A 13656-nucleotide genomic window follows, 5' to 3' on the forward strand; every position below is an offset into this window, starting at 1 on the left:
AATGCCGGGCTTTTTGTTGGCGGTGCTCGTTGTCCGAGATTCGCCGGACGCGAAGACGGCTCGCTCAGTGCTTCGTTGGCGCCGGCGTCGAGGCGGGCGCCGCCGGGCTGGCCGAGGTGGCAGTCGGCGCCGGCACCGACGTGGACAGCACCGAGTCCGTGCCCTTGCCGCCGTAAGGCAGCACCTGCGCGGCCAGTTTCGGATCGGCCTTGATCAGGCCCACCGCGTCCGACACGATGTGCGCGGTTTCGTTGAGCTCGACGTCCTTGGCTTTCTTGGCGTCCTTCTCTTCCTTCAGCTCGCTCTTGAGGCTGCGCTCGTTCGCGTCGAGGCCGTCGTCCAGCGAGTTGTCGTCGTCGCTCTGCGCCGCGTCCGTGCCATCGATGGCCTTGTGCCGGACGCGGAAGGCGGCCTGTACGGCATCCTGCTGCTTGCGTTCGGCTTCGCGGGTGGCGAAGTTGATCGATACCGAGGTCTTGGCCCGCATCATCTTGTACTGCGCCAGCTCGTCCAGCATCAGCTGCCACGCCGGCGACTTCGCCGCACGCGCGTCGTGCATCTGCTGCAGCTGCGGCAGATAGGCCTGCAGGTTGGCAACGGGCTGATAGCCGGCCGGCGAGATTTGCGTCCACTTCAGCGCGTTGTCGTAGGTCGACTCGCCGTAGTCTTTTTCGTCGCCGTTCTTCGGGAACTGGATGTCCGGCGTGACGCCCTTGAGCTGGGTCGAACCGCCGTTGATGCGGAAGAACTCGGCAATCGTCATCTTCAGCTCGCCGTACTGCGGCTTGCCATCCGGGTTCTGGCTGAAGTGATCGAGGTCCACCAGGTTCTGCACGGTGCCCTTGCCGAAGGTCGGCTCGCCGATGATCAGGCCGCGGTGGTAATCCTGGATCGCTGCCGCAAAGATCTCCGACGCGGAGGCCGAGCCGCGATTGACCAGCACGGCCAGCGGACCCTTCCAGACCATGCCGGGATCTTCGTCGCCCTGCACTTCGACCTGGCCCTTGGCATCGCGCACCTGCACCACCGGACCCTTGTCGATAAACAGGCCGGTCAGCGAATCGGCTTCGGCCAGCGAACCGCCGCCGTCGTTGCGCAGATCGACGACCACGCCTTCGACGCCTTCGGCCTTCAACTCGTTCAGCAGCTTGGTGACGTCGCGGGTGGCGCTCTTGAAATCCTTGTCGCCTTCGCTGCGTGCACCGAAGTCGGAATAGAACGCCGGCAGGTCGATCACGCCGATCTTGCGGGTAACCCCACCGTCGGTGATGTCGATGACTTTCTTCTTGGCCGCCGATTCCTCGATGCTGACTTTCTTGCGCACCAGGGTGATCGTTTCGGGCTTGCCATCGAGGCCGGCGTCGGCCGGCAGGATCTCGATGCGCACGGTCGTGTCTTTCTTGCCGCGGATGCGGTTGACCACGTCGTCCAGGCGCCAGCCGATCACCTCGGTGACCGGGCCGGTCGCGCCTTCGCCGATCGCCACAATGCGATCGCCGACCTTGATCTTGCCGGACTTGGCGGCGGGGCCGCCGGGCACCAGCTCATGGATTTCGGTGTAGTCGTCGCGCGCCTGCAGCACCGCGCCGATGCCTTCCAGCGACAGCCGCATGGTGATGTCGAAGTTCTCGGCATCGCGCGGGCTGAGGTAGTCGGTGTGCGGATCGGTCGAGTGGGCGTACGCCGTCATGAAGGTCTGGAACGCGTCCTCCGCGTCGAGCTGCTTGACCCGATCGATATAGCCCGAGTAGCGCTTGTCCAGCGTCTTGCGGATGTCGTCGTCGTTCTTTCCGGCCAGCTTCAGGCGCAGCCAGTCGTTCATCGTGCGCATGCGCCAGATGTTGTCCAGCTCGGTCTGATCCTTCGGCCAAGCCGCGTTTTTGCGATCGAAGGTGTAGCTGTCGTTGGTGTTGAAATCGAAACCCTGCTTGAGCAGGCTGCGCGCGTAGGCCATCTGCTTGACCGCGCTCTGCAGGTAATCGTTGAACACCTCGAACGGCGCCGACAGGTCCTGGTTCCAGATCGCATCGTCGAACTTGGTCCGCATCGGCGCGAACTTGTCCATGTCGGCCTGGGTGAAGAAGACCTTTTCGCTGTCGAGCAGCTTGAAGTAGGCGTCGTAGATGCGCGCCGACATGGCATCGTCGAGCGGCTTGGCGTCGTAATGAAAGCGGGTCAGGAAGCGCGCGGAGAGCTGCGCTGCCTGGGCTTCATCGGTGGTGGCCTTGAGCGGCCAGACGGACGCTTTGCGGTTCTGCGTGCCGGCACCCATGTCGGCCGCGGATTGGGCGGCGACGCAGGTAACGGTGAACGCGAGCAGCAGGACCAGCAGGGGACGAAATTTCATGAATTCTCTCAGGCTGACTCGGTGACACCGGCTGCATGGGCCTGCAGATCGGCGTGATAGGACGAACGTACCAGCGGACCGGACGCGACGTGGTGGAAGCCCATCGCCTCACCGGCTTCGCGCAAAGCCTCGAATTCCTCGGGAGTCCAATAGCGCACCACCGGATGGTGGTGCGGCGTGGGCTGCAGATATTGGCCGATCGTGATCATTTCGACGTCATGGGCGCGTAAATCACCCATGGTTTCGATGACCTGATCCCAGGTCTCGCCCAGGCCGAGCATGATGCCGGACTTGGTCGGCACATCCGGATGCTGCGCCTTGAAGCGCTTGAGCAGGTCCAGCGACCACTGGTAGTCGGCGCCCGGACGCACTTCGCGATACAGGTGCGGCACGGTTTCCAGGTTGTGGTTGAACACGTCCGGCGGGAAATCCTTCAGCACTTCCAGCGCGCGCTCCATGCGGCCCTTGCCGCGGAAGTCGGGCGTGAGGATTTCGATCTTGATGTTCGGGCTGGCGTGACGCACCGCGCGGATGCAGCTGGCGAAGTGCTCGGCACCGCCATCGCGCAGGTCGTCGCGATCGACCGAGGTGATCACCACGTAACGCAGGCGCATATCGGCGATGGTGTCGGCCAGGCGCGCTGGCTCCAGCGGATCGGGCGCGACCGGGCGGCCATGCGCCACGTCGCAGAACGAGCAGCGCCGCGTGCAGACTTCACCGAGGATCATGAAAGTCGCGGTGCCCTTGCTGAAGCACTCGTGGATGTTCGGGCACGAGGCCTCTTCGCACACGGTGACCAGCGAATTTTCGCGCAGGCGCGCCTTCAGCTGCTGCACGGCGTTGCCCTGCGGCAGGCGCACGCGAATCCAGCTCGGCTTGCGCAGCGTCGGCACGGCCGTGTCGAAGCCCGCGCGGTTCAGCGCGATCTTGTCGTTGCCCAGCTTTTTCTCGGGAGCGCCAGCGACGACGCTGATCGGAATGCTGCGAATAGGTGTAGTGGACGTGTCGCTCATCGGCGGTACCTAGACCGCCACGCGGGCGGGGAGTTCAGGTAAGACAGGAGCGGCCGGCTCGGCATCGAAACCGAACTGGCGGCAGAATTCACCGATCAGCACCTCTTCGACGTCCGCCAGACGCGTTGGACCCCCCCAGTCTACCATCTGCGTCACTTCCAAACCCTTGTAGCCGCAGGGGTTGATGCGCTGAAACGGCTCCAGATCCATGTTCACGTCCAGCGCCAGGCCGTGGAAGCTGCAGCCGCGGCGGACGCGCAGACCCAGCGCGGCGATTTTGGCCGGGCCCACGTAGACGCCCGGAGCACCATCAAGCCGCGCGGCCGTGATATTCCAGTGGGCCAAGGTGTCGATGATCGACTGCTCGATCTTGTTGACCAGCTCGCGCACGCTCACGCCGACGCGGCGCAGGTCGATCAGCGGATACGCGACGATTTGCCCGGGGCCGTGATAGGTGACCTGGCCGCCGCGATCGACCGGCACGACCGGAATATCGCCCGGCACCAGCACGTGCTCCATCTTGCCGGCCTGGCCCAGGGTGAACACCGGGTCGTGTTCCAGCACCCACAGCTCGTCGACGGTGTCGGCCACGCGTTTGTCGGTGAACGCACTCATCGCCCGCCACACCGGCTCATATGGCTGGCGACCAAGACGACGAACTTTCAGCGGCAACGACATGGGGGGCCTTGTTCGAGGGGCGAGGGGCGAGGGGCGAGGGGCGAGGGGCGAGGGGCAAGCAGAGTCGCAAAGATCAGGGACAAAAGCTGCGAATCAAGGCGCCTTGCTCGAAGAAAACGCGCTTTTCATTGAACAAGACAAAATCGGGAGCGGTGTGGCAACGGCTTTTAACGCTCCCGGATCCCCAGCTACATCGAGTACCGAATATCCGGATTCTCGCGCAGCGCCGTGTGGGCCGCCTCGTATTGCTCGCGGCTTTCGCAGCGGATGCTGACGGTGACGGAAACGAAGTTGCCTTCGCCGGACTGCCGGTGCCGCACGGTTTCGTGGAACACGTGCAGGCCGGCGCGCTCGAGCAGCTGCGGCACGTGGGTGGGCAAGTTGGCGCTGGCCTTGCCTACCGCGGTGATCTCGAACTCCCCGGGAAACTGGAAGCCCTTGCCTTCCTGCTTGGCCTTGCTGAAGTCGATCGGTTCCATCACTTGCTACCTGGGGCGGGTTCACTGGTGGTCTTGCTGCTGTGGAACCAGAGCAGGATGCTGTCCCACAGGCGACCGAAAAAGCCGCACTGCGGCGCGTCGTTGAGGGCGATCAGCGGGATCGTCTGCACCGGCTGATCGGCCAGCGTAACGCGCAGCGTACCGACCTGCTGGCCTTTCTTGAACGGCGCGATCAGGGTGGAGGGAATGTCCATCGTCGCCTTGAGCTTGTCGTAATCGCCGCGCTTGACGGTGACCTGTACGTCTTCGGCCACGCCGATCGGCAGCTGGTTCTGCTCGCCCTTCCAGAGCTTGGGCGTGGCCAGCGGCTTGCTGGCGTCGTAAAGCTTGTGCGTTTCGTAGAAGCGGAAGCCGTAGCTGAGCAGGGCCATCGCCGAGTCGGCACGCGCCTTTTCGCTGCTGGCGCCCATCACGATGGCGATCATGCGCGAATCGCCCTGCTTGGCCGACGCGGCGAGGCAGAAACCGGCGGCCGCGGTGTGGCCGGTCTTGATGCCGTCCACGCTCGGATCGCGCCACAGCAGCGTGTTGCGATTGCCTTGCTTGATGCCGTTCCACTCGAACTGCTTGATCGCCGAAATGGCGTAGTCGTCCGGGAAGTCGTGGATCAGCGCGCGCGACAGAATCGCGATGTCGTGCGCCGTGGTGTAGTGGTTGGCGATCGGGTAGCCGGAGGCGTTCTCGAAGTTCGAGTTGACCATGCCCAGCTGCTTGGCGTACGCGTTCATCAGGCCGGCAAACGCATCTTCGGACCCGGCGGTGTGCTCGGCCAGCGCGATGGCGGCGTCGTTGCCGGACTGGATGATCAGGCCGTACAGCAGGTCCTTCAGCGGCACCTGGCTGTTGAGCTTGAGGAAACTGGTGGAACCGTCGGTGCCGGCACCGCCGCCGCGCCAGGCGCGCTCGCTGATGGTCACCGGGTCGGTCATGTGTACCTTGCCGTTGGCCACTTCGGCCGAGACCACGTAGTCGGTCATGATCTTGGTGATCGAGGCCGGCTCTACCCGCAGATCGGGCTCTTTCGAGGCGAGAATCTGGCCGGTGGCGTAATCCATCAGCACCCAGCTCTTGCCATCCACATCCGGCGGCGGCGGCACCGGCGCTTCGGGCACCACCGGGCGCGGCACCGGCGACGGACGCGGCGGCGTCTGCGCCACGGCGACGCCGATCAGCAAAGTCAGGGCAGCAAAAGAAACCAGGGTGCGGCGCAGAAAATTCATCGTTGTAGGTTGTCCAGTCTTTGGATGGCGAGGCCACGCGGGCGTCGGCACGCATTGCAAGCTAAAAGGGGTTGAAAATATTCGCTCAGTCTACCGCGACACGCGGCCGCGGCAGACCCATATGGGTGATCCGGTCGCTGACCTGATCGGAGCTGTCCACGTCCGGCAGCGGCCCGAGCCGCACACGATGCACCGTGTGGCCGTTGATTTCAGCATCCATTACCTGCACCGGAGCAAAATTGGCCGCGCGCAGTCGCTGCGCCACCTGCTCGGCATTGGTCGGATCGGAAAACGCACCGACCTGCAGATAGATGCCCGGCAGCTTGCCGGGAGGCGCCGCGGGCGGCGGCGGTGGCAGGTCGCGCAGTGGTTCGCCCGGATCGATGCCGCGCACCTCGACCAGCCCGGTGCCCTTGGGCCAGACACCGATTTTCACCGCCGCCACATAGGAAAGATCGATCACCCGATCCTCGTGAAACGGGCCGCGATCATTCACTCGCACAATCACGCTCTTGCCGTTCGCCAGATTGGTGACGCGCGCGTAGCTCGGCAGCGGCAGCGTCTTGCTGGCCGCGGTGAAGCTGTACATGTCGTAGTTTTCCAGGCTCGAGGTCTTGTAGCCGTGGAATTTGCTGCCGTAGAACGAGGCGATGCCGCGCTCCACGTAGCCGCGCGCCGAGGGCAGCACGGTGTAGGTGCGGCCAAGCACCGAATAAGGCGACTTGTTGCCATACAGTGCCAGCGGCTCGACCTTGGGCACCGGCTCGACCAGCTTGCTGATGTCCGGCGGCGGCCCGTCGGGGATGCTGTCGGCATTGTCGCGGTAGCGGCTGCTTTGCGATTTGCTGGTGTCGTCGGTGAAGGTGCTGCCGCTGCCGCGTTGACTGTCGGCGCTGCCGTAGGCATAGCCCGTAGAAGAGGTCGACGATGACGGCGAACCAGCGCCGACGCTGCGCGGCGCACTGCGGCTTGGCCGGGCCTTCGATCCGCTGCAGCCGGTCAGCAGCAGCGGCATCAGCAGAATCGTGGCCAACAGCGCTGTCGCTGCACGCCGTGCCGGAGCCACGCCCCTTTCGGTCATTGTGCCGCGTCCGCCTGCACACCGGCGGCGATCGCCTTGGCCAGCTGATCGACTGCCATCGCGTAGAGCGGGCTGCGGTTGTAGCGCGTGATCACGTAGAAATTCGGGAAAGTAAACCAGTACTCCGTGCCATTGTCGCCCTGCAGCGTCTGCAGGCTGACCGGCTGCCCCGGATTGAGCGGCTGCAGCGGCGCATAGCCCCACGCTTCGAGCTGTTCCAGCGGCCACTGCGGTTGGGCATCCTTGACCGTGATCGGCTTGGGCGCGGCATCCGGCTGGGCGCGCATGGCGACCTCGCCGCCGCTGACCCAGCCGTGCTTGGCGAAATAATTGGCCACGCTGGCAAGAATATCGGGCAGCGAATTCTTCAGGTCGATGCGGCCGTCGCCGTCCTCATCCACCGCGTAATCGCGAATGCTCGAGGGCATGAACTGGCCCCAGCCCTGAGCGGCGGCATAAGAGCCCGTGAGCGTGTCGATCGGACCGGCCAGATGGCTGTCCGGCAGCTCCAGCAGCGTCTTCAGCTCGCCGCGAAAAAACGGCGCGCGCGGCGGGTAATACAGGCCTAGCGTGACCAGCGCATCGAGCACCTTGTACTTGCCGGTAATGCGGCCGTAGAACGTTTCCACGCCAACGATCGCGACGATGTATTGCGGCGCCACGCCGTACTGGCGGCCGATCTGCTCGACCAGCGCACGGTGCTCGCGGTAGAACGCGATGCCGTCGTCGATGCGCTGGTCGGTCAGAAAGATCGGCCGGTATTCGCTCCACGGCTTGGCCTCGGCCGGGCGGCCCATCGCATCGAGAATACTTTGCTTGCGCTGCGCACCGTCGAGCAGCGCATTGAGCGCCTGCGGGTTCTTGCCCGTGTCGCGCGAGACTTCACGAACGAGCGCATCTTGTCCAGGATGCGTTTCGGCCAGCGCAGGCGACAATGCAGTGATGCCCAGCAGCGTCAGCGCAGCGGCGATTCGCATCGGGAACGAGATGAAACGCGGCGCAAGCGTGGCAATCATGCGAAAACTCTTTGGTGTTGAAGCAACATCGTGGAAAGCCTAACACGCGTCCGCGCAGTGTCCGGCGCACTGAAAGCCGTAGCTACGCGTGCATTCACTCATGCATCTTGCGATTGGCGTGGATCGACATCAGCACGCCGAAGCCCACCAGTAGCGACACGGCCGACGTGCCGCCGTAGCTGATCATCGGCATCGGTACGCCGACCACCGGCAGCATGCCGGCCACCATGCCGCCGTTGACGAAAACGTAGACGAAAAAGCTCATACCCAGCGCACCGGCCAGCAGCCGCGAATAGGTATCGCGCGCTTCCATCGCGATCCACAGGCAGCGGCCGATGATGAAGGCGTACAGCACGATCAGCGCGATCACGCCGACCAGCCCGAACTCCTCGGAGAACACCGCAAAAATAAAGTCCGTCGTGTGCTCGGGCAGAAAATCCAGCCGCGACTGGGTGCTCTGCTGGAAACCCTTGCCGAACATGCCGCCGGAGCCCACCGCGATCTGCGACTGGATGATGTGCCAGCCGTTGCCCAGCGGATCGGATTCGGGATTGAGCAGGGTCAGCACGCGATCGCGCTGGTACTGATGCAGAAAATGCCAGGCCACCGGAATCATGCCGCCGACCGCGGCCACGATCAGGCCGATGCGCCACCACGCCATGCCCGACAAAAACAGCGCGAACGCACCGGCGGCCGCCACCAGCAGCGCAGTGCCCAGATCGGGCTGCTTGGCGATCAACGCCACCGGAATCGCAATCAGCAGGCCGACCACCGCGCTGTCTTTCCAGCTCGGCGGCAGCTGGCGCGGATGCAGATACCACGCGACCATCATCGGCATCGTCAGCTTCAGCAGTTCGGACGGCTGAAAGCGCATCACACCCAGGTTGAGCCAGCGGTTGGCACCGCGGCCTTCGCCGAGCACCGCCACCACCACCAGAAACGCGGTGCTGGCCAAGTACAGCCACGGCGTCCAGTTGCGCAGCATGGACGGCGGTATACGCGAGATCAGCAGCAGCAGCGCGGCGCCGAGCACAAAGCGCGCCGCCTGCCCGCCGACCATCGCCATGCTGCTGTCGCTGGCGCTGTACAGTGTGACCAGGCCCACGCCGGCCAGAAGAAACAGCGCCGCCGCCAGCGGCAGATCGATGCGCGGCCGGGTGAGAATGCGGCGAAGAAATCGCTGCATGCGTATCGCCATCGTGTCGATCATGGGCCGTCTCCGCTGCTGGAGCTTTCCGCCGGTTGCGCTTCTACTGAACGATCTTCCACGGGCTGATCCTCCACCGGCACGCTGCCGGCCGGCGCAGGCAGCGACTCGTACGGCAGCGGCGTGTCGGAGGGGGTCGGATTGACCTGCGTCGCCGCCCAGCTATCGAAAATCTTGCGCACGATCGGGCCGGCATCCTTGGCACCCCAGGCGCCGGCCTCCAGCAAGGCGGCGGCGGCAATCTTGGGATCATCCGCCGGCGTGTAGGCCTCGAACCAAGCGCGATGGCGTGCGGCCAGATGGGCGGTACTCTTGTTGGTGTCGTATGCATCCGAGGTGCGCGAGAAGCGCTCGGCGGTACCGCTCTTACCGGCGATCAGGAACGGAAAACCGTCGTTGATGCCCTTGCCGGTGCCACCTGTAATCACTGCGCGCATGCCTTCGTTGATCACGTTCCAGTCCGACGGCTTCTGAATCAGCGAAGGACCGCTGGGCGGATTGGGCAGCATTTGTGGCCGCGCTTCACCGCTGGCGCGTGTGGCCATGACCAGCCGCGGCAGATAGGGCGTGCCGTGCCCAGCCAGGGTAGCCACGGCATGGCCGAGCTGCAGCGGCGTCACGGCCCAGTAGCCCTGGCCAATGCCAGTAATCACCGTCTCACCGGGAAACCAGCCCTGCTTGCTGATGTGTTTGGCCTTCCATTCGCGTGACGGCAGCACGCCCTCACCCTCCCCTGTCAGGTCGATGCCGGTCTTGCTGCCAAAACTGAACTGGCTCATCCATGCGCTGAGCCGGTCGATGCCGAGGTCCAGCGCGAGTTTGTAGAAATACGTGTTGGTCGACAGCTCGATCGCACGCACCATGTTGACCGTACCGTTGCCGCCGCGATCGTCATCGCGATAGCAGCGCTTCTGTCCAGGCAGACAGAATTCGCCGGTCGACAGCACGGTATCCTGCGGGCGACGCACGCCGTATTCGAGACCGCCCAGGGCCAGGAACGGCTTCACGGTGGAACCCGGCGGATAGGCGCCCTTCAATGCGCGGTCGAACAGCGGTTTATCCGGCGCATAAGTCAGCGCGTTGTAGTCGGCCTGCCCGATGCCGTTGACGAACAGGTTGGGATCGAAGCTCGGCACGCTGACCATCGCCAGCACCTGACCGTTGCGGGGATCGATCGCCACGGCGGCACCGGGTCGGCCTTCAAAAGCAGCGACGGCGGCCTTCTGCATGCGCACGTCGATGCTGAGATACAGGTTCTGGCCGGGCGTCGGGGGGATGGTTTTCAGCACCCGCTGAGTCTGGCCGTCGGCGTTCACTTCGACCAACTCGTAACCGGGCTTGCCGTGCAGCACGTCTTCGTAATAGCGCTCCAGCCCCGTGCGGCCGACGTGACTGGTGCCCTTGTAGTCGTCCGCATCGAGCCGATCCATGTCATCGGCATCGATGCGACTGACGTAGCCGATCACGTGCGCGAACAGCGGACCCAGCGGATAATGCCGCGTCAGATACGGCACCACGGCGACACTGGGGAAGCGCCAGCGGTTGACTGCGAACCGGTCGATTTCGTCTTCGGTCAGATGCAGCTTCAGCGGCACGCTGTCGAAGCGCCGACTCTGCGCGAGCTGCTTCTTGAAGGCATCGATATCGTCCTGACCCAGCGGTACCACGGTGCCCAGCTCACTGAGCATGGCTTGCATGTTCGGCACTTTTTCCGGAATCACCTCAAGCCGGAATGCGGGCACGTTGTCGGCAAGCAGCACGCCATTGCGGTCGTAGATCAGCCCTCGCGCGGGGGGAATCGCGCGCGGCTTGACGCTGTTGTTGGTCGAGCGCAGGGCGAATTCGTCGTGATGGGTGACCTGCAAAAAGTGGAAGCGCGCCACCAGCAGGCCAAAGCTCAACAGAATCAGCAAAAACCCCGCCACCGCACGGCGCTGGAACAGCGCGCTTTCCCCACGGGTGTCCTTGAACGATCGCCTGAGCTTCATCGGCGCGGCATCACGGTGGCGGCCAGATCGCAGCGCATCTCACTGAATCCGCAGGCGTGCGCGCAGATCGTCGAGCAGCAGAAACAGGAACGGCCACAGCAGCGCGCCCACGAACGGTGAAATCCACCAGTCCGCCGGCGGCAGCGACGCGCCGGACAGCACGCGCACCACCAGCAGCAGGATGCGGTCGTTCAACAACAGGGCCAGCACGGCCAACGTCTGCTGCCACATCGGGAAAAAGCGCAGGCGCGAGCGAAAGCGCAGCGCGATGAACACCAACGCGCACAGGCGCATCGCCTGCTCGCCCAGCACCACACCGTTGAGCAGATCCGCGACCAGGCCGAGCGCAAAGGCCATGCCCAGGGTGACGCGGTCCTCCGACTCCAGGCACCAGTACAGCAGAATCAGCGCGGGCCAATACGGCTTGAACGGCTCCAGCACGCTGGGCAGCGGCACCAGCATCAGCAGCAGCGCGAGCGCGAGCGTGCCGAGGAACCACCAGCGGCTCAGCCGCTGCTGCCGGCTCACGGCGGCGCTCCGCTGCTGTCGGCCGGCGCAGGCGTGGCCGACTTTTTGACGAAGGCGCTCGACTGGCTGGATGCCGCCGGGGCGGGAGCCGCCTGAACGGGTGGCGCAAGATCGGCGGGCGGCCCCATGGGCGTGGCCGGTGCGGGCGGACCGTCCGGCTCGGCCTGATCGTGCAGCAGCAGCACGTCCTCGCTGCGGTCGATATCCGCCGCCGGATCCGCCTGCGCCATCTGGAACATGCCCGTGGGCGATGGCGCCACCGAGCGCACCTCGCCGACCGGAAAACCGGGCGGAAACCGGCCACCGAGACCGGATGTGAGCAGGTGATCGCCGACGCGCACGTCGGCCGCCAGCGGGATGTTCGGCAAGCTGAGCTGGCCGCCGTCCGCCGACCCGTAGGCGACCGTGCGCAGGCCGGAGCGCTCGATCGTGACGGGAATGGCGTGAGACGGATCGGTGATCAGCATGACCACCGAGGTGGTCGGCAACACTTCCTTGATCTGCCCCATCACGCCATGCGCGTCGATCACCGGCTGACCGGGCTTGACGCCGTCGCGGGCGCCCAGGTTCAAGGTGATCTGATAGCGGTACGCGCCCATGTCCACACCGATGACGTGCGCCAGCTGCACGTTCAGCTCGAGGCTGTGCTGGGTATCGAGCAGCTGCTTGAGACGCTCGTTCTGCACGGCGACGGCGCTCATTCGATTCAATTTGGCATTGGCCAGCAGCAGGTCTTCGCGCAGGCGCTGGTTCTGCTCGGTCAGCCGCTGGCGATCGGCGAAGGCCACGCTGGCGGTGCGGATGCCCACCGCCGGCAGCCCGGCCAGCCGGTAAACCGGCTCGATGACCGCGGAGGCGGTGTAACGGATGCGCCACAGCCAGCTGTTGCGATGATCGAGCACCATCAGCACCATGGTCAGCGCAAGATAGAAAATCAGGCGCAGCGTGCCGGCCGCATTGCCAGCGAACAGAGGCGAGGATTCGTCGCGCGCGCGCGCCATGGCCGCCTCTGACTACCGCGTCTTATTCGGGTGCGAAGAAATCGCTGCCGTGCTGATCGATCAGCTCCAGCGCCTTGCCGCCACCACGCGCCACACAGGTCAGCGGATCGTCCGCCACCTGCACATGCAGACCGGTTTCTTCGGAGATCAAGCGATCCAGATCGCGCAGCAGGGCGCCACCACCGGTCAGCACGATGCCACGCTCGGCCACGTCGGAGCAGAGCTCGGGCGGGGTCTGCTCCAGCGCCGACTTCACTGCGGCCACGATGCCGGCCAGCGGCTCGTGCAGCGCTTCCAGGATCTCGTTGGAGTTGATCGTGAACATCCGCGGCACGCCCTCGGCGAGGTTGCGGCCGGATATCTGGATCTCCTTGACGTCGGCCTGCGGAAACGCGCAGCCGATTTCCATCTTGATACGCTCGGCGGTCGACTCGCCGATCAGCGTGCCGTGATTGCGCCGCACGTAATTGATGATGGACTCGTCGAAGCGATCGCCGCCCACGCGCACCGACTGCGAGTAGACGATGCCGTTGAGCGAGATCACCGCCACTTCGGAGGTACCGCCACCGATATCCAGCACCATGGCGCCGCGCGCCTCGTGCACCGGAATGCCGGCACCGATCGCCGCAGCCATCGGCTCTTCGATCAAAAACACGTCGCGCGCACCGGCGCCCTCGGCCGATTCCTTGATCGCGCGGCGCTCGACCTGGGTCGAGCCGCAGGGCACGCACACCAGCACGCGCGGGCTGGGACGCAGCAAACGCGACTTGTGCACCTGCTTGATGAAGTGCTGCAGCATCGCTTCGGTCATGGTGAAGTCGGCGATGACGCCGTCCTTCATCGGACGCACCGTGGCGATATTGCCTGGCGTGCGGCCGAGCATGCGCTTGGCCTCGGTACCAACCGCCGCAATGGTGCGGGGACCGCCCGGGCCGCGGTCCTGACGAATCGCCACCACCGAAGGTTCGTTCAACACGATGCCCTGACCGCGCACATAAATGAGCGTGTTGGCCGTGCCGAGATCGATGGAGATGTCGTTGGAAAAGATCCCGCGAAACTTCTTGAACATGGGTCCGC

12 protein-coding genes are annotated in these 13656 nt (G+C 64.8%); all 12 read right to left on the minus strand.

Translation table 11 applies throughout. The features are described 5' to 3' along the window. Positions 1-64: 64 nt before the first annotated feature. The 12 genes from HDE76_RS11945 to HDE76_RS12000 all read right to left on the minus strand — a co-directional run bounded on the left by HDE76_RS11945 (position 65) and on the right by HDE76_RS12000 (position 13648). Positions 65-2347 carry a carboxy terminal-processing peptidase gene (locus HDE76_RS11945; RefSeq protein WP_184507884.1) on the minus strand — a complete coding sequence of 761 codons (2283 nt, stop codon included), beginning with the start codon at positions 2345-2347 and terminating at the stop codon, positions 65-67. 8 nt (positions 2348-2355) lie between these two features. Further along, positions 2356-3360 carry a lipoyl synthase gene (lipA, locus tag HDE76_RS11950; protein ID WP_184507887.1) on the minus strand — a complete coding sequence of 335 codons (1005 nt, stop codon included), beginning with the start codon at positions 3358-3360 and terminating at the stop codon, positions 2356-2358. 9 nt (positions 3361-3369) lie between these two features. Next, complete coding sequence (gene lipB, locus HDE76_RS11955) at positions 3370-4038, minus strand: lipoyl(octanoyl) transferase LipB (RefSeq protein WP_184507892.1); 669 nt, start codon at positions 4036-4038, stop codon at positions 3370-3372. Between the two features lie 188 nt (positions 4039-4226). Next, positions 4227-4517: a DUF493 family protein gene (locus HDE76_RS11960; protein ID WP_184507895.1), complete on the minus strand. Its 291-nt coding sequence runs from the start codon at positions 4515-4517 to the stop codon at positions 4227-4229. Then, positions 4517-5758, minus strand: a complete 1242-nt coding sequence (locus HDE76_RS11965) for a D-alanyl-D-alanine carboxypeptidase family protein (protein ID WP_184507899.1) — start codon at positions 5756-5758, stop codon at positions 4517-4519. Before HDE76_RS11965 ends, HDE76_RS11960 begins: the two co-directional genes overlap by 1 nt. Before the next feature lie 85 nt (positions 5759-5843). Further along, entirely contained in the window at positions 5844-6839 is a 996-nt protein-coding gene (locus tag HDE76_RS11970) for a septal ring lytic transglycosylase RlpA family protein (protein ID WP_179483051.1), read from the minus strand. Then, positions 6836-7855 (minus strand): lytic murein transglycosylase B, encoded by a 1020-nt coding sequence (gene mltB, locus HDE76_RS11975; RefSeq protein ID WP_184507902.1) that lies wholly within the window; start codon positions 7853-7855, stop codon positions 6836-6838. Before mltB ends, HDE76_RS11970 begins: the two co-directional genes overlap by 4 nt. 94 nt (positions 7856-7949) lie before the next feature. Next, positions 7950-9065: a rod shape-determining protein RodA gene (gene rodA / locus HDE76_RS11980; protein ID WP_179483055.1), complete on the minus strand. Its 1116-nt coding sequence runs from the start codon at positions 9063-9065 to the stop codon at positions 7950-7952. Beyond that, the gene (mrdA, locus tag HDE76_RS11985; RefSeq protein WP_179483057.1) at positions 9062-11050 is read right to left on the minus strand and encodes a penicillin-binding protein 2; all 1989 of its coding nucleotides are present in this window, start codon (positions 11048-11050) and stop codon (positions 9062-9064) included. Before mrdA ends, rodA begins: the two co-directional genes overlap by 4 nt. A 39-nt stretch (positions 11051-11089) precedes the next feature. After that, on the minus strand, positions 11090-11578 hold the full coding sequence (gene mreD, locus HDE76_RS11990) for a rod shape-determining protein MreD (RefSeq protein WP_179483058.1): 489 nt from the start codon (positions 11576-11578) through the stop codon (positions 11090-11092). Next, entirely contained in the window at positions 11575-12579 is a 1005-nt protein-coding gene (gene mreC / locus HDE76_RS11995; RefSeq protein ID WP_179483060.1) for a rod shape-determining protein MreC, read from the minus strand. Before mreC ends, mreD begins: the two co-directional genes overlap by 4 nt. 22 nt (positions 12580-12601) lie before the next feature. Next, positions 12602-13648, minus strand: a complete 1047-nt coding sequence (locus tag HDE76_RS12000) for a rod shape-determining protein (protein ID WP_179483062.1) — start codon at positions 13646-13648, stop codon at positions 12602-12604. Positions 13649-13656 lie beyond the last annotated feature (8 nt).

It is taken from the genome of Rhodanobacter sp. ANJX3, assembly GCF_014200755.1.
In the GTDB taxonomy this organism is placed as follows: domain Bacteria; phylum Pseudomonadota; class Gammaproteobacteria; order Xanthomonadales; family Rhodanobacteraceae; genus Rhodanobacter.